This window comes from Microbacterium sp. LWH7-1.2 (assembly GCF_038397755.1).
Classification (GTDB): domain Bacteria; phylum Actinomycetota; class Actinomycetes; order Actinomycetales; family Microbacteriaceae; genus Microbacterium.
The window spans coordinates 930723-947686 of record NZ_CP151637.1; the positions used below are offsets into that span (position 1 = coordinate 930723).

The following is a 16964-nucleotide window of genomic DNA, read 5'->3' on the forward strand; positions in this document are numbered from 1 at the left end:
CGCCGGGTCATCCCGGCGCCCTTCGTCGTCTGGGCGGTGCGAGGTGCCCGGATCGGCATACGAGGCGGCGTTTCGGCATACGATGGGGGGATGCCGCGCCCCAGCGGCCCGCGAGGAAGTGGTGACATGAAGAACCTGGTGTGGTTCCTGCTCGGCATCGCCGGAGGATTCGTCGCGGCGCACTTCATGAACAAAGACCCGCGCGGTCACGAGATCCTCGCCGATGTCGACGCGCGCATCACCGAGTTCACCGACCGCATCGGCGACGCCTACCGCGAGCAGGAGGCCCGCTTCGCCGGCATCGTCGACGACGTGCGGGATGCCGCTGCCGAAGCCGCCGGCACCGCCAAGGCCGCAGCATCCCACGCCGTCGACGCCGTCGGGGACGCCGCCAAGAGCGCGGCCGACACGCTCGGCGACTGACAGACGCATACCGCTCACCGGCAGCGCCGGGGAGTCGGCGTGCCCCGACACGCATTCGCACGCACACGCAAGGACCCGCATGAAGACCGCCGAGATCGCACAGCGCTTCCTCGATTACTTCGAGAAGAACGGCCACACCATCGTCCCCTCGGCATCGCTGGTGACCGATGACCCGGCGCTGCTGTTCACGGTGGCCGGCATGGTGCCCTTCATCCCGTATCTGTCGGGCGATGTTCCCGCGCCGTACCCGCGCGCCGCCGACAACCAGAAGTGCATCCGCACCAACGACATCGAAGAGGTCGGCAAGACGCCGCGGCACGGCACGTTCTTCCAGATGCTCGGCAACTGGTCGTTCGGCGACTACTTCAAGGAAGGCGCGATCCGCTACGCGTGGGACCTGCTGACCTCGCCGGAGACCGACGGCGGCCTCGGCTTCGATCAGAAGGACCTGTGGGTCACCGTCTACGAGGAGGACGACGAGGCGCACGACCTCTGGCTGAAGCTCACCGACCTGCCCGAGGAGCGCATCCAGCGACTCGGCAAGGACACGAACTACTGGAGCACCGGTCTTCCCGGCCCGGCCGGTCCCTGCTCGGAGATCTTCTTCGACCGCGGTCCCGCGTACGGCATCGACGGCGGTCCCGCGACCGACGACGACCGCTACGTCGAGATCTGGAACCTCGTGTTCATGCAGTACGAGATCACCAACGTGCGGTCGAAGTACGACTTCGACATCGTCGGCGAGCTTCCGAACAAGAACATCGACACCGGCATGGGCCTGGAGCGCATCGCGTTCATCAAGCAGGGCGTCGACAACATGTACGAGACCGACCAGGTGCGTCCGGTGCTCGACAAGGCGGTCGAGCTGTCGGGCCGCACGTACGGCGCGAACCACGACGACGACGTGCGCTTCCGTGTCGTCGCGGACCACGTCCGTTCGTCGCTCATGCTGATGTCGGACGGCGTCACGCCCTCCAACGACGGCCGCGGCTACATCCTGCGACGCCTCATGCGCCGCGTGATCCGCTCGATGCGCCTGCTCGGCGTCGACGGGCCGACGTTCGAGGTGCTGTTCACGGCGTCGCGCGACGCCATGAAGGACGCCTACCCGGTCGTCGAGACCGACTGGGCCCGCATCTCGCAGTACGCCCTCGCCGAGGAGGCGACGTTCCTGCGCACCCTCGCGGCGGGGGAGTCGATCCTCGACGAGTCGCTCACCGAGACGAAGGCGGCGGGGGGCACGACGCTGACCGGCGCCGAGGCGTTCCTGCTGCACGACACGTACGGCTTCCCGATCGACCTGACGCTCGAGATCGCCGAGGAAGCGGGGCTGAGCGTCGACCGCGCCGCGTTCGACGGTCTCATGCAGGAGCAGCGCGCACGCGCGAAGGCCGACGCGCGGGCCCGCAAGCGCCAGCTCGCCGACACGAGCGTGTACCGCGACCTGCGCGCGCAGGGCGAGACCGTCTTCACCGGCTACACCGACCTCGAGGCGGAGTCGGAGGTGCTCGGCATCCTCGTCGACGGCGTCTCGGTCGACCGCGCGAGCGTCGGCCAGATCGCCGAGGTGATCCTCGCCGAGACCGCGCTGTATGCCGAGTCGGGCGGCCAGGTCGCCGACAAGGGCGTCATCGTCGGCCCTGGCTACGAGCTCGAAGTGCTCGACGTGCAGAAGCCGGTGCCGGGGCTCATCAGCCACACCGTCGAGGTGTCGACGGGAGAGGTGGGTGTCGGTCAGGCGGCGACGACCGTGGTGGATGCTGCGAACCGCCGCGCCGCCCGTCAGGCGCACTCCGCGACCCACCTGGTGCACGCCGCGCTCCGCGACACGCTCGGCAAGACGGCGACGCAGGCCGGTTCGCTCAACCGCGCCGGCTACATGCGCTTCGACTTCTCGTGGGGCCAGTCGCTGTCGGACGCCACCAAGACCGAGATCGAGGAGATCGCCAACAACGCGGTGCGCGACAACCTCGAGGTGACCACGCGCGTGCTGCCGCTCGACGAGGCGCGCTCGCTCGGAGCGATGGCACTGTTCGGCGAGAAGTACGGCGACACCGTGCGCATGGTCGACATCGGCGGCCCCTGGTCGCGCGAGCTGTGCGCGGGCACGCACGTCTCCACGAGCGCCGAGATCGGGCTCATCAACCTCGTCGGCGAGTCGTCGGTCGGCGCGTCGAACCGCCGCGTCGAGGCGCTCGTCGGTCTCGACGCCTTCCGTTCCCTCGCGGCCGAGCGCGCGCTCGTGTCGCAGCTCACGACGTCGCTCAAGGCGCCGCGCGAGCAGCTGCCGGCGCGCATCGCGGAGCTGCAGGCGAGCCTCAAGGCCGCCGAGAAGAAGATCGCCGCGTTCGAGGCCAAGGCCCTCGGCGACCGGCTCCCGGCTCTCGCGGCGGCCGCCACGCGGATCGGCGACACGGTCGTGGTGGCCGAGTCGCTCGGGAACGCAGCATCCGCTGACGACGTCCGCTCGCTGGCTCTGCAGGTGCGCGAGCGGCTCGGGTCGGACGCAGCTGTGGTCGCGCTGGGCGCGGTCGTGAACGACCGGCCGGTGGTGATCGTCGCGACCAACGACGCGGCCCGAGCCGCCGGCGCCAAGGCAGGCGTGCTCGCGAAGGGTGCCGCCCGCGTGCTGGGCGGCGGCGGCGGCGGTCGCGACGACGTCGCGCAGGGCGGCGGAACGGATGCTGCGGCCCTGCCCGCGGCGCTCACCTCGGTGAAGGACGCGCTCGGCGCGTGAGCGGCTTCCGGCGCGGCACGCGGCTCGGCATCGACGTGGGCAGAGCCCGGGTCGGGGTGGCGAAGTGCGACCCCGACGGTCTGCTCGCCACACCGGTCGAGACGGTGCCGCGCGACGACGCTTCGGTTCCCCGGATCGTCGCGCTCTCCGACGAGTACTCGGCGGTCGAGCTCTATGTCGGCTTGCCGTTGAACATGCGGGGCGAGGACACGGCGTCGACGCAGGACGCCCGGGACTTCGCCGCGGCGCTGGCGGCAGCATCCGGGCTCCCCGTCCGCCTCGTGGACGAGCGTCTTTCCACCGTCTCGGCGCACGCGGCGCTGCGAAGTTCGGGCAGAACCCAGCGTTCGTCGCGTAACATCGTGGACCAGGTCGCCGCGGTCGTCCTGCTCCAGCAAGCGCTCGACGTCGAGAAGAGCACCGGACGACCTCCCGGAACCCCCGTCCCCCAGGAGCCCACCTGATGCCCGACTCATCGCCCGACGGCGAAGCCGTTCCCCGGTCGCGCCGCGCTGCCCGCGAGGCCGCCGCGCGACAGGCGGCGACCGGGGAGACGCCGACAGCCGCCCCGGCTGACCCGGCGCCCGTCGATGCCGCGGCGACGTGGGAATCGCTCATCACCGGCTCCACGCCTGTCATTGGGACCGCTCCCGGCACCGTCGCGCCTGCAACACCCCCGACCTCGGCGGATGCGCCGACGCCCGGCAGCGGCTTCCAGCCGGTGCCGCTGCGCACCCCGCGCCCGACGACCGAGCCGATCGACGTCGAGGCGCCCGCCGACGACCCGTGGATCTTCGCGACGGCGGGAGCCGGCCCCGCGATGCCCTACAGTCGCGGTGGCGCCGCGCCCGCAGCCGCCCCCGCGCCGGCGGCGGGCGCCGCAGCGCCCACTGCTCGCGGGACTGCGCCCGCCGGAGACGAGCGCGACGAGCCGTCGGCGCCCTCCGGTTCGCTCGAGGACCTGTTCAGCGGGTCGGCCTCGACGAACGACATGGGCCATGCCCCGCCGCCCCCGAACAAGAAGCGCCGGCGCATCGGCGGCTGGATCGCCCTCGGCGTCGTGCTGCTGATCCTCGGCGGCATCAGCGCCGGCGGCCTGTACGTGTGGAACACGTACGAGGACAAGATCCGCGAGGTCATGGGCTGGGAGGAGCCCAAGGATTACGAGGAGGGCCTCGCGACCGGTGAAGCGTTCATCACGGTCGAGTCCGGCGACACCGGCTCGCCGATCTCGCAGAAGCTCTACGACGCGAAAGTCACCAAGACGCCGGAGGCGTTCTACGACTACCTCATCGACACAGGCCAGAACCCGACCTTCCAGCCCGGGTACTTTCGTCTTCAGACGAAGATGACGTCCGAGGCCGCTCTCGCCGCACTCCAGGACCCCGCCAACCGCCTGGAGAACACCGCGCAGCTGCGCGAGGGGCTCACCGTCGCCCAGTCGCTTCCGATCCTCGCCGACGGCACCGGAATCCCGCTCGAGGACCTGCAGGCAGCGGTCGAAGCGGGTCCGGCGGCCTACGGCGTCGCGGCCGACAGCCTCGAAGGCTGGCTGTTCCCGGCGACGTACACGTTCGACCCGAGCGTCACGGCCCAGTCGGCGATCCAGACGCTCGTCGACCGCGCCAAGCAGTCCCTGGACGCGGCCGGCGTTCCGGAGGAGAGGCGCCAGGAGATCCTCACCATCGCGTCGATCATCCAGCGCGAGGCGCGGTACGAGGCCGACATGCAGAAGGTGTCACGCGTCATCCAGAACCGTCTCAATCCGAACAACCAGGAGACGTTCGGCCTCCTGCAGATGGACTCGACCGCGCAGTACGGCTACGGCGAGATGCACGACGGCACGGTGAGCTCCTCCGCCGAGGCGCTCGCCGACGACAACCCCTGGAACACCTATGTGCACGCGGGGCTGCCGGTCGGGCCGATCTCCAACCCCGGCGATGTCGCGATCGACGCGGCTATGCACCCCGCCGACGGCGATTGGATGTACTTCGTGACCGTCGACCTCAACACCGGCGAGACCGTCTTCACGAGCAACCTCGCGGACCACAACCGCGCGGTCGCGCAGTGGCAGCAGTGGTGCCGCGACAACCCGGACTCGGGGTGCTGAGCCCGCAGGCGTCCCGTCTGGAGGTCTGGGGCGACCCGATCGCGCACAGCCGCTCACCCCAGCTGCACGCCGCGGCGTACGCGGTGCTCGGTCTCGACTGGACCTACGGGCGCCGCCGGGTCGACGAGGCCTCCTTCGGCGGCGAGCTCGCGGGACTCGACGACGCCTGGCGGGGTCTCTCGCTCACGATGCCGCTGAAGGGCGTCGCGTTCGCCGCGGCCGCATCGCACGACCGCCGGGCCGAGCTCACCGGGGCGGTCAACACGCTGCTGCTGGATCCCGAAGGCGCACGCGGCTTCAACACCGACGTCGGCGGCATCGTCCGCGCTCTCGCCGATGACGGCGTCACCGAGGTGCCGCGGGCGCGCATCGTCGGCGCCGGCGCCACCGCGACCTCGGCGCTGATCGCCCTCTCCGAGCTCGGTGCGCGCGACGTCGACGTGGTCGCCCGCCGACCGGCAGCCGTGGAGCCGCTCGCGGCACTGGGCCGCGAACTCGGCATCTCCGTCGCGGCGACGTCGTTCGCAACATCCGTCCACGACGACGTGCCGCTCACGATCGCGACCCTTCCCGGCGACGCACCCGTCACGGATGCCGCGGCCGACGCCCTCGCCGGGTCCGGCGGCTTGCTCCTCGACGTCGTCTACGGGCACTGGCCGACCGCGCTCTCGGCCGCATGGGAACGCGCGGGCGGCGCCGCGCGATCGGGACTCGGCATGCTGCTGCACCAGGCCCTGCTGCAGATCCGGATCTTCCGGCACGGCACGCCCGACGCACCGCTCGACCGCGAGGCGGAGGCGCTGGCGGCCATGCGCCGGGCGCTCGAGGAGCCGGCGGCGGCGTAACGGCCTCCCGAGGCGTGGGAGACTGGACCAATGCTCCGCGTGCTCACGGCCGGCGAATCGCACGGCCCCGAACTCGTCGCCGTCATGGAGGGCATGCCTGCGGGCGTCCCCGTCTCCCGCGCTGCGATCCAGGCGGATCTCGCGCGCCGCAAGCTCGGCTACGGCCGCGGTTCGCGCATGAAGTTCGAAGAGGACGAGCTCACGATCTCGTCCGGCGTCGTGCACGGCACGACACTCGGCAGCCCCATCGCACTGCGCATCGGCAACACCGAGTGGCCGAAGTGGGTCGAGGTCATGAGCGCCGAGCCCGTCGAGCTCACCGAGAAGTCCCGAGGCCGCGGCGCCGCGCTCACGCGTCCTCGCCCGGGGCACGCGGATCTCGTCGGCATGCAGAAGTACGGCTTCGACGAGGCCCGTCCGATCCTCGAGCGCGCGAGCGCCCGCGAGACCGCTGCCCGCGTCGCCCTCGGCGCCCTCGCGCGCGCGTTCCTGGCCGAGCTCGGCATCCGCCTCGTCAGCCACACACTGTCGATCGGCCCCGTACAGGTCCCGGAGGGCTCTGCGCTTCCCACGCCGGACGATGTCGACACGCTCGACGCCGATCCGCTGCGCTGCTTCGACCCCGCCACGAGCGCGGCCATGGTCGCCGAGGTCGACGATGCCCGCAAGGACGGCGACACCCTCGGCGGCATCGTCGAAGTGCTGGCCTACGGGCTGCCGCCGGGGCTCGGCTCCCACGTCCACTGGGACCGCCGCCTCGATGCGAAGCTCGCGCAGGCGCTGATGAGCATCCAGGCGATCAAGGGGGTCGAGGTCGGCGACGGCTTCGAGACCACTCGCCGACGCGGCTCCGCCGCCCACGACGAGCTCTTCGTCGCCGGCGACGGCATCACCCGCTCGAGCGACAAGGCGGGCGGCACCGAGGGCGGCATGTCGACCGGCACCGTGCTGCGTGTGCGCGCGGGAATGAAGCCCATTGCGACCGTGCCTCGCGCGCTGCGCACCGTGGACGTCGCGACAGGTGACGCCGCGTCCGCCCACCACCAGCGCTCCGACGTGTGCGCAGTTCCCGCCGCGGGCGTCGTGGCCGAGGCCATGGTGGCGGTCGTGCTCGCCGACGTCGTGCTGGAGAAGTTCGGCGGCGACAGCGTCGCCGAGACGCGCCGCAACCTCGAGGGCTACCTCGCGGCGATCCCCGACGCGCTGCGCAGTGCGGCGGAAAGCGACTCCGGTCTCACCGACCATGACCTCGCGCTCTGACGCCGTTGTGCTGATCGGTCCGATGGGGGCCGGCAAGACCAGCATCGGCAAGAAGGCGGCGCGCGCACTGGGCGTGCCGTTCTTCGACACCGACGCCGCGGTCGTCCGCGATCACGGACCGATCGAGCAGCTCTTCGCCGAATACGGCGAAGCCCACTTCCGCGCCGCCGAGCGTGCGGCCGTGGTCGAGGGGCTCGCCACCGGCGGCGTCGTGTCGCTGGGCGGCGGAGCCGTGCTGAACCCCGAGACGCGCGCCGACCTGGCCGGGCACCGCGTCGTGCTGCTCACCGTCTCGCCGCGGGTGGTCGCGGGCCGCGTCCGCGACTCGAACCGGCCGCTGCTGCAGGGCGACGATGCGATCGAGCGCTGGACGGCGATCTTCGAAGAGCGCCGGCCCGTCTACGAGGAGCTCGCCGACATCATCTTCGACACCTCCACCGGTCCGCTGCAGGACGTCGTCGACGCCCTGGTCGCGTGGGTGCGGGGCACCACCGCCGACCCGTCGGCCCCCATCGGCGGCGAGCAGAAGGAGCAGACCGCATGCGATGTACTGAGCGAGCGGAGCGAGCCGAAGTGACGGATGCCACGACCATCACCGTGAGCGGAGACGCGAGCTACGACATCACCGTGGGCCACGGCATCCTGTCGTCCCTCGGCGACGCGCTCCCGCCCGCCGCACGCAAGGTGCTCGTGATCCACCCGCCGACGCTCGCCGAGCAGGCCGAACGGCTGCGCGCACAGCTCGTGGGGGACCGCGAAGTGCTGCTCGCCGAGATCCCGGACGCCGAGGCGGGCAAGCGCATCGAAGTGGCCGCTTTCTGCTGGCAGGTGATGGGCAAGGCCGACTTCACCCGCACCGACGCCGTCGTGGGCTTCGGTGGGGGAGCGGTGACCGACCTGGCCGGGTTCGTGGCGGCGACATGGCTGCGCGGCGTCGAGGTCGTTCAGGTGCCGACCACCGTGCTCGGCATGGTCGACGCCGCCGTCGGCGGCAAGACGGGCGTCAACACCGCCGAGGGCAAGAACCTCGTCGGCGCGTTCTGGGCGCCCCGTGCCGTGATCTGCGACCTCGACCTGCTCGATACGCTGTCGCGCAACGAGCGGGTCGCGGGATACGCCGAGGTCGTCAAGGCCGGCTTCATCTGGGCGCCTGAGATCCTGGAACTGATCGAGGCCGATCCCGAGGACGCCGTCGATCCGCAGAGCGCCGCATTCCGCCGCACGATCGAGCTCGCGATCGACATGAAGGCGCGCGTCGTCGGGGAAGACCTCCGCGAAGCGGGCCTGCGCGAGATCCTCAACTACGGCCACACCCTCGGCCACGCCATCGAGCACGCCGAGCGCTACCGCTGGCGCCACGGCGCCGCGATCTCCGTCGGCATGGTGTTCGCCGCCGAGCTGTCGCGTCTCGCCGGACGACTCCCGGACGCCGCCGCCCAGCGCCACCGCGACATCCTGGAGTCGCTGGGCCTGCCGACCAGCTACCGTCCGGGCGCGTGGCCGCAGCTGCTGTCGACGATGCAGCGCGACAAGAAGAGCCGCGGCGGCATGCTCCGTTTCATCGTGCTCGACGACGTCGCCAAGCCCACCGTGCTCCAGGCGCCCGACGAGTCCCTGCTCTTCGCGGCGTACCAGGAGGTCGCGGGGTGAGCATCAGCACGACGGCGGTGCGCCGCATCCGCTCCGACGAGTGGCGGGCGGTGCGCGAGCTGCGACTCGAGTCGACGAGCGATCCCGACGCGAACATCGCGTTCCTCGAGACGCCCGAGCAGGTGGCGGCGCGCCCGGAGCAGTTCTGGCGCGACCGCGCCGAACTCGCCGCCGAGAGCGAGACCGCCGCGCAGTTCGTGGCCGTGGTCGACGACGTCTGGGTCGGAAGCCTCTCCGTGCTCATCCGTGCGAGTGGGCAGACCGACCACGTCGGCCGTTTCGTCGACGACCGCCGGGCGGTTGTCGTCGGGGTCTATGTCAACCCCTCCCATCGCGGCACCGGGGCGATCGACCTCCTGCTCGTCGCCGCGGCGGAGTGGGTGACGACCCTCGGGCTCACCCGGCTCAGCCTCGACGTGCACCGGGAGAACCTCCGCGCCCAGGCGGCGTATCGCCGGGCGGGATTCGTGCCGACGGGCGAGACGTTCACGAGTGTGATCGGTCCTGAGATCGTGATGGCCCGCCCGTTGCCATGACCGCGACAGACCCCATCCGGTGCATCGGGACGGGGTCTCGGCGGCTCCACCCTCGCTGATATCGTGCGAGCATGACCGCCCCTCGCCGCCTCTTGCTCGTCAACGGCCCCAATCTGAACCTCCTGGGCACCCGAGAGCCCGAGATCTACGGCACCGCGACCCTGGCGGACGTCGTCCAGGTGGCGACGGATGCTGCCGCCCGGCGCGGCTTCGAGGTGCGGGCCGTGCAGAGCAACCACGAGGGGGTTCTCCTCGACGCGATCCACGACGCGCGACGGGACTGCGCCGGCATCGTCATCAACCCCGGCGGCCTGACCCACACCTCCGTCGTGCTCCGCGACGCCCTGTCGGGCGTCGCGCTGCCGGTGGCGGAGGTGCACATCTCGGATGTGATGGCGCGCGAAGAGTTCCGCCACCACTCCTATGTCGCGGACGTCGCCGTCGTCCACGTGATCGGCGAGGGGGTCCCCGGCTACGCGACCGCCGTCACGCGTCTCATCGACATCGTCGCCGGTCAGGCCGAGGGCTGACGAATCGGCCGAGGACCAGGCATCCCGTAGAATCGAACGTCGGCAGGTCCCACCCGTGAGCTCGTTCACGGGCAGCGATCGCCTCCACGCACTTCAACGAAACGGATTCGTACCCCCATGGCCTCCACCGCAGACATCAAGAACGGCGTCGTCCTCTCGATCGACGGCCAGCTCTGGAACGTCATCGAGTTCCAGCACGTCAAGCCGGGCAAGGGCGGCGCCTTCGTCCGCACGAAGCTGAAGAACGTCGTCTCGGGCAAGGTCGTCGACCGCACCTACAACGCCGGCGCGAAGATCGACATCGAGAATGTCGACCGCCGGGACTTCACGTACCTGTACAACGACGGCGACAACTTCGTGTTCATGGACGTCGAGGACTACGACCAGATCAATGTCGGCGCCGCCACCGTCGGCGACGCGGCGCACTTCCTGCTCGAGAACCAGCAGGTGCAGATCGCGCTCAACAACGGCAACCCGCTGTACGTCGAGCTGCCGGCCTCCGTCGTCCTGGAGATCACGTACACCGAGCCGGGTCTGCAGGGCGACCGCTCGTCGGCCGGCACCAAGGCCGCTACCGTCGAGACCGGCTACGAGATCCAGGTCCCGCTGTTCGTCGAGACCGGCACCAAGGTGAAGGTCGACACCCGCACGGGCGACTACCTCGGCCGCGTCAACTGACGCCCGGGGGCAGCTGACCGATGAGTGCCCGTACGAAGGCGCGCAAGCGCGCGCTCGACATCCTGTTCCAGGCGGACGTGCGCGGCGACGAACCCGCGACGGTGCTCGCGGCCGAGGCGAAGCGCGCGGCCAACGAGCCGGCGCGTCAGGCCTCGTGGCTGTACGCGCGAGAGATCGTCGACGGAGTGATCGACAACCAGGACGCCATCGACGAGCAGATCACGACGTTCGCGAAGGACTGGACGCTCGCCCGCATGCCCGCGGTCGACCGTGCCGTGCTGCGCATCGGCGCGTGGGAGATCCTCTACAACGACGAGGTGCCCACCGCGGTCGCGATCGACGAGGCGGTCGACCTGGTCAAGGAGTTCTCGTCCGACGAGTCCGGCCCGTTCGTCCACGGCGTCCTCGCCCGCATCGCCCGCGCGAGCTGACGACGACCGGACGCCCGTCCGGGTGTCGGCGGGAGCGGGCAGGATGGATGCCGTGACCCCGCCGTCCGCCGGACCCCCTCCGTTCGTCGACCCCGGGCACATCCGCCGGTTCGCCGACAGCGGCACGTACGAGCGCGGCGTCGGCTACTTCGCCGACGGCGCCGTCGAGCGCGTCGAATGGGACGCGGTCGCCTCCGTCATCGAGGCGGTCGTCGCCGGCAGCGGCGGACGCACGTACCGCTGCCGCGTGCGGCTCGACCCGCAGCGCGTGGACCACCCCATCGCGGCGACGTCGTGCACCTGCCCGGTGCAGTTCGACTGCAAGCACACGGTGGCGACTCTGCTCGCGAGCAATCGCCTCGCCGCCGCCCCGGCGCCGGAGAGCCGATCGTCATGGCGCGACGTGTTCGCGCCCGCTCCGACGACGGAACGCGCCCGGACCCCGCTCGCCCTCGGCGTCGAGCTCCGGCAGCGCATCCGGCGCGGTGCGTCGACATGGGCGCCGGCGCGCGTCGAGTCCGCGACGCCCCGGGGCCTGCACCAGCACGGCGCCGACGTCCTGGTCGGCCTCCGCCCGCTCGAGCGCTCCGGCCGCTCCGACGCCTGGATCAAGGGCGGAGTCTCGTGGGACGCCTTGCGCCGGCCGACCACCGCCTTCGACCCCGCGCAGGCGCGCTGGTTCGCCGAGCTGCACAGCATCGGCCGCGACGTCCGCTCGTTCGGCGCCTTCTCCGACGTCTCGGAGTGGCTCACGCTGGATGACATCGAGTCGAGCCTGCTCTGGCCGCACCTCGCGGCAGCCGCGGATCGCGGCATCCCACTCGTTCCGACCAAGCGCACCACCACCGTCGCCCTCGCGGCTTCGGCGACGGTCGCCGTGCAGGCGCTCCGCACCGGTCGCGGGCTCGAGATCGCGCCCGTCGTTACGATCGACGGCGAGCACACGGATGCTGCGGCCCTGCGCCCGGTCGGACGCACCGGCGTCTACCGGTTCACCCTCGAGCGCGAGCGCATCGACCTCGTGCTCGCGGCCGTCGCCCTGCCCGACCCGGTCCCCGCGCTCCTCGCGGCGCGGGAAGCGGTCGTGGTGCCGGGCGCCGAGGCCGAGGAGTTCGTCCGCGACCACCTGCCCCGGATCGGCCGTCGGGTCGAGATCGACGCGCCCGGGCTGGACGTCGCCCCGCCACCACGACCCGCGCTCGTCACCCGCGTGCACTTCGAGCCGAATCACCGACTGGTCTACACGCTGTCGTGGCGCTACGGCGCCGGCGACCTCCTCGAACTCGACTCGACCGGCGGGGAGCGTGACGCCGCGGCCGAGACGGCGATCCGCGGTCGCGTCGAGTCGCTGTGGCGCGACCACGCACCGGTCGACCTCGCCTCAGCCGACACGCTCACGGGCCTCGACGCCGCGGAGTTCGCGTCACGGCTGCTGCCGCTGCTCGAGGCCGACGTGGACGTGAGCGTCGAGATCTCGGGGGAGCGCCCGCAGTACCGCGAACTCGCCGGGGATCCGCGCATCGACATCACCACGGTCGAGACGAGCGATCCGGACTGGTTCGACCTCGGCGTCGTCGTGACGATCGACGGCCGCCGCATCCCGTTCGGCACGCTGTTCACGGCGCTCTCGCGCGGGCGCAAGAAGATCCTCCTGAGCGACGGCGCGTACTTCTCGCTGTCGCATCCGTCGCTGCAGCGCCTGCGCGACCTCATCGACGAGGCCGGCGAACTCGACGAGTGGGAGACCGGGCCCCGCATCAGCCGCTACCAGACCGCTCTCTGGGCGGACTTCGAGGACCTCGCCGACGAGGCGCAGCCGGCGGTGTCCTGGCGCGCGACCGTCGAGGCGCTGCGCGACGCCGACGGCGTGCCCCCGGCTCCGCTGCCGTCTGGTCTCGACGCCGAGCTGAGGCCGTACCAGCGCGTCGGCTACGACTGGCTCGCCTTCCTGTGGAATCACCGACTCGGCGGCATCCTCGCCGACGACATGGGACTCGGAAAGACGCTCCAGCTGCTCGCGCTCATCGCCCATGCGCGCGAACACGGCGAGAAGCGGCCGTTCCTCGTGGTGGCGCCGACCTCCGTGCTGTCGACCTGGTGCAGCGAGGCGGCCCGGTTCACCCCGGACCTGCGGGTCGCCGTCATCGACGCGACGCGCGCGAAGCGCGGGACGACGGTGACGGATGCTGCGGCCACGGCAGACATCGTCGTCACGTCGTACACGCTGCTCCGGCTCGATGAGCGGGAATTCGGGGCGGTGGGCTGGGCGGGCCTGATCCTCGACGAGGCGCAGTTCGTGAAGAACAGCCAGACCAAGGCGTACCGTGCCGCGCGCGACCTCTCGGCGGACGCGGTGTTCGCCGTCACCGGCACGCCGCTCGAGAACAGCCTCACGGAGCTGTGGGCGCTGCTCTCGCTGACGGCGCCGGGGCTGTTCGCGTCGAGCCGCAGATTCCGCGAGGAGTACGTCGGTCCGATCGAGAAGGGGAAGGTGCCCGAGAACCAGGAGGGCGGCGCATACCGCGCCGGTCGCCTCGCGCGGCTGAGACGCCGCATCCGTCCGCTCGTGCTGCGCCGCACGAAGGAGCTCGTGGCCGCGGACCTCCCCGTCAAACAGGAGCAGGAGGTGCGGATCGAACTGGGTGCCGCGCACCGTGCCCTCTACGACACCGTGCTTCAGCGCGAGCGCCAGAAGGTGCTCGGGCTCCTCGACGACCTCGACCGCAACCGGTTCATCGTGTTCCGGTCGCTCACGCTGCTGCGCATGCTGAGCCTGGCTCCCGAGCTGGTCGATCCCACGCACGCGGGCATCGCGCCCAGCAAGCTCTCGGCGCTCTTCGATCAGCTGGACGAAGCGCTGGCCGAGGGGCACCGCGCGCTCGTGTTCAGCCAGTTCACGTCGTTCCTGGGTCTGGTGGCGAAGCAGCTCGAGGCACGCGGCATCCCGTACGCCTACCTGGACGGATCGACGCGCGACCGTGACGCGGCCGTCGCCGCCTTCCGCGGGGGGAAGGCGCCGGTGTTCCTCATCAGCCTCAAGGCCGGCGGGTTCGGACTCACGCTCACCGAGGCGGACTACGTGTTCCTCCTCGACCCGTGGTGGAACCCCGCCGCCGAGGCGCAGGCAGTGGACCGCGCGCACCGCATCGGCCAGCACCGCAGCGTCATGGTGTACCGCCTGATCGCGAACGGCACGATCGAGGAGAAGGTCATGGCGCTGCAGCAGCGCAAGGCGCGGCTGTTCCGGTCGGTGATGGACGACGACGCGCTCTTCGGGCAGGCACTCACCGCAGACGACATCCGCGGGCTGTTCGACGACTGATCCCACACCAGCCTCGACACGCCGGATCCGGTTTTGCACGGCGGGCGATCCGGTGCGGCCAGCGAGCCTCACCTAGACTCGTCTGGTTCGACAGGAGGGCACCCCCATGCGCATCACGGGCCTCGGCCACGCCGGAATGTTCATCGAGACGGCGGGAGGGAGCATCCTCTGCGACCCGGTGATCGGGCCGACCTTCTTCGGGTCGTGGTTCCCGTTCCCCGACAACCGGGCGCTCGACTGGGCGACCTACGGCAAGGCCGACTTCCTCTACATCTCCCACCGCCACCGCGATCACTTCGACCCGGCTCTCATGCAGAAGCACGTGCCGAAGACCATCAAGGTGCTTCTGCCGGATTACCCGACGGACGACCTCGAGCAGGATCTGCGAAAGCTCGGGTACGACAACATCGTCTACACGCAGGCAGGCGTGCCGCTCGAGTTCGGCGATCTCAGGATCATGGTGACGCCGCTGCGCGCGCCGAGCGACGGACCGATCGGCGACTCGTCGCTGAGCGTCGACGACGGCACCGCGAGCATTCTGAACCAGAACGACTCGCATCCGCTCGACCTCGAGAAGCTGATGTCGTTCTCGAAGCCGGAGGCGTACTTCACGCAGGTGTCGGGCGCCATCTGGTGGCCGATGGTCTACGACCTGCCGCAGGACGCCAAGCAGAACTTCGCGAAGCTCAAGCGCGACGCGCAGAACAAGCGCGCCATGTACTACATCGAGAAGGTCGACGCCGAACACGTCTTCCCCATGGCAGGACCGCCGATGTTCCTGCGCGAGGAACTCTTCAAGTACAACGGCTACGGCATCGACGACGACGCGATCTTCACCGACCAGCGCCAGTTCCTCACCCACATGGCACAGCTGCGGCCCGACCAGAAGGGCTACGAGTTCGTGCCCGGCACGGTGGTGGAGCTGAACGGCGGTGAGATCTCCGTGACGCAGACGCTCTACACCCAGGCCGAGATCGACCGCATCTTCGACGACAAGTGGGCCTATCTCGCCGAGCAGCGCGATTCGCGCCAGGACGAGGTGCGCGCCGAGGAGGCGACGCGCGCCGCGGTGCTGCCGCCGGACGAGATGCTCGCCGCGATCAAGGAATGGTGGGAGCCGCTGCTGCGCCGCGCCCGCACGATCCGCAACGGCGTGGGCGGGGTGGTGCGCTTCCGCATCGGCGAGCTCGACATGGTCGTGGACTTCCCGAAGGCCAAGGTGCGCGAGTACGCCGAGGGCGAAGAGTGCATCTACTGGTACACGATCCCCGCCGACCTCGTCTCGACCAACATCGCCGACCACGAGATCGACTGGTCGAACTCGATCTTCCTGTCGATGCAGTTCGAGGTGGGCCGCAGCGGCAAGTTCAACGAGTTCCTGACGACGTTCCTCAAGTGCCTGTCGAGAGATCGCATCGAGTACGTCGAGAACTGGTACGCCGAGCAGACCGACCAGACCGAGGACGCGCAGCTCGGCGACTGGATCGTGCAGCGCCGCTGCCCGCACCTGCGAGCCGATCTCACCAAGACGGGCAAGATCGAAGACGGTGTCCTCACGTGCTCGTTGCACGACTGGAAGTGGGACCTCGTGAGCGGCAAGTGCCTGACGAGCCAGGGGCACCCGATCCGTGCGTCGCAGGTGGAGGACGACCTCTACCGCGCCGCGACGAGCCCCGCGGCCTGAGAACCGCCCCGAACGCCGCTTGTTGTAGATCCTCCACAACAGGCGGCGGTCGACTGTCGGCTTTTGTGTGAGGTCGGTGCTGACTTGCGCTTGTTCGTATCACCTCGCGACCTTTTCGAGTCCTGATCACCGTGCCCGCGATCGCGGGCTTCAGAACCCGAAGGAGTCACGCCATGACCACCGTTCCCATCCACGGCGCCGGCGGCGTCGTTCCCGCTTCCACCGGTCGTCCGAACCCGTTCACCGCCCTTCTCACGTGGGAGGCACGCGCCGAAGCGGCCGTGAAGACGTCGCTGCAGCGCTGGAGCATCCCCGCACTGCGGGTCGCGCTCGGCGCCGTCTTCCTCGTCTTCGGCGCCCTGAAGTTCTTCCCGGGCGTGAGCCCCGTCGAGGAGCTCGTCAGCCGCACGTGGGAGAAGCTCACCTTCGGGCTGGTCAGCGGGCAGGCCGCGCTCGTCGCCACCGCCGTCATCGAGGTCGCCGCGGGTGTGCTGCTCATCGTCGGCGGCGTGTTCGCCCGCGTCGGCCTGGTGGTGCTCGCCCTCGCGTTCGTCGGCATCCTGTCGCCGATCGTGCTGCTGCCCGCCGAGGTCTTCGGCCCGGTCGGCCCGACTCTCACCGGGCAGTACATCTTCAAGAACGTGGTGCTGATCGCCGCAGCGCTCGTCGTGGCATCCCGCGTCCTGCGCGGACCCGCTCGCCGCTGACCTCGTCACACGCACGGTGAGGGCCGGTCCCGGGTCGGGGCCGGCCCTCAC

15 protein-coding genes are annotated in these 16964 nt (G+C 70.6%); all 15 read left to right on the plus strand.

Annotation, left to right across the window (positions count from 1 at the left end):
* The first annotated feature begins 126 nt into the window (after positions 1–126).
* On the plus strand, positions 127–423 hold the full coding sequence (locus tag MRBLWH7_RS04445) for an ATPase (RefSeq protein WP_341999535.1): 297 nt from the start codon (positions 127–129) through the stop codon (positions 421–423).
* Positions 424–502: 79 nt separating this feature from the next.
* Positions 503–3160, plus strand: coding sequence for an alanine--tRNA ligase (gene alaS / locus MRBLWH7_RS04450; RefSeq protein WP_341999537.1), 2658 nt, complete (start codon positions 503–505; stop codon positions 3158–3160).
* Complete coding sequence (ruvX, locus tag MRBLWH7_RS04455; protein WP_341999539.1) at positions 3157–3624, plus strand: Holliday junction resolvase RuvX; 468 nt, start codon at positions 3157–3159, stop codon at positions 3622–3624. The genes alaS and ruvX overlap by 4 nt, the downstream gene beginning before the upstream one ends.
* Positions 3624–5270 (plus strand): endolytic transglycosylase MltG, encoded by a 1647-nt coding sequence (gene mltG / locus MRBLWH7_RS04460; RefSeq protein WP_341999541.1) that lies wholly within the window; start codon positions 3624–3626, stop codon positions 5268–5270. The genes ruvX and mltG overlap by 1 nt, the downstream gene beginning before the upstream one ends.
* Positions 5237–6115, plus strand: coding sequence for a shikimate dehydrogenase (locus MRBLWH7_RS04465; RefSeq protein ID WP_342001915.1), 879 nt, complete (start codon positions 5237–5239; stop codon positions 6113–6115). The genes mltG and MRBLWH7_RS04465 overlap by 34 nt, the downstream gene beginning before the upstream one ends.
* Before the next feature lie 30 nt (positions 6116–6145).
* Positions 6146–7375 carry a chorismate synthase gene (gene aroC, locus MRBLWH7_RS04470; protein ID WP_341999542.1) on the plus strand — a complete coding sequence of 410 codons (1230 nt, stop codon included), beginning with the start codon at positions 6146–6148 and terminating at the stop codon, positions 7373–7375.
* A complete protein-coding gene (locus tag MRBLWH7_RS04475) occupies positions 7359–7952 on the plus strand; it encodes a shikimate kinase (protein ID WP_341999545.1) in 594 nt (197 codons plus the stop codon). Before aroC ends, MRBLWH7_RS04475 begins: the two co-directional genes overlap by 17 nt.
* On the plus strand, positions 7949–9025 hold the full coding sequence (gene aroB, locus MRBLWH7_RS04480; protein ID WP_341999547.1) for a 3-dehydroquinate synthase: 1077 nt from the start codon (positions 7949–7951) through the stop codon (positions 9023–9025). Before MRBLWH7_RS04475 ends, aroB begins: the two co-directional genes overlap by 4 nt.
* A complete protein-coding gene (locus MRBLWH7_RS04485) occupies positions 9022–9561 on the plus strand; it encodes a GNAT family N-acetyltransferase (protein WP_341999549.1) in 540 nt (179 codons plus the stop codon). Before aroB ends, MRBLWH7_RS04485 begins: the two co-directional genes overlap by 4 nt.
* Before the next feature lie 71 nt (positions 9562–9632).
* Positions 9633–10091: a type II 3-dehydroquinate dehydratase gene (gene aroQ, locus MRBLWH7_RS04490; protein WP_341999551.1), complete on the plus strand. Its 459-nt coding sequence runs from the start codon at positions 9633–9635 to the stop codon at positions 10089–10091.
* 117 nt (positions 10092–10208) lie between these two features.
* Positions 10209–10769 carry an elongation factor P gene (efp, locus tag MRBLWH7_RS04495; protein ID WP_045302503.1) on the plus strand — a complete coding sequence of 187 codons (561 nt, stop codon included), beginning with the start codon at positions 10209–10211 and terminating at the stop codon, positions 10767–10769.
* 20 nt (positions 10770–10789) lie between these two features.
* Positions 10790–11200 carry a transcription antitermination factor NusB gene (gene nusB / locus MRBLWH7_RS04500; protein WP_341999554.1) on the plus strand — a complete coding sequence of 137 codons (411 nt, stop codon included), beginning with the start codon at positions 10790–10792 and terminating at the stop codon, positions 11198–11200.
* Positions 11201–11252: 52 nt separating this feature from the next.
* Positions 11253–14522 carry a DEAD/DEAH box helicase gene (locus tag MRBLWH7_RS04505; RefSeq protein WP_341999556.1) on the plus strand — a complete coding sequence of 1090 codons (3270 nt, stop codon included), beginning with the start codon at positions 11253–11255 and terminating at the stop codon, positions 14520–14522.
* Positions 14523–14628: 106 nt separating this feature from the next.
* A complete protein-coding gene (locus MRBLWH7_RS04510) occupies positions 14629–16206 on the plus strand; it encodes a Rieske 2Fe-2S domain-containing protein (RefSeq protein ID WP_341999558.1) in 1578 nt (525 codons plus the stop codon).
* A 173-nt stretch (positions 16207–16379) separates the two neighbouring features.
* Positions 16380–16913 carry a DoxX family membrane protein gene (locus MRBLWH7_RS04515; RefSeq protein ID WP_341999560.1) on the plus strand — a complete coding sequence of 178 codons (534 nt, stop codon included), beginning with the start codon at positions 16380–16382 and terminating at the stop codon, positions 16911–16913.
* The last annotated feature ends 51 nt before the right edge of the window (positions 16914–16964 follow it).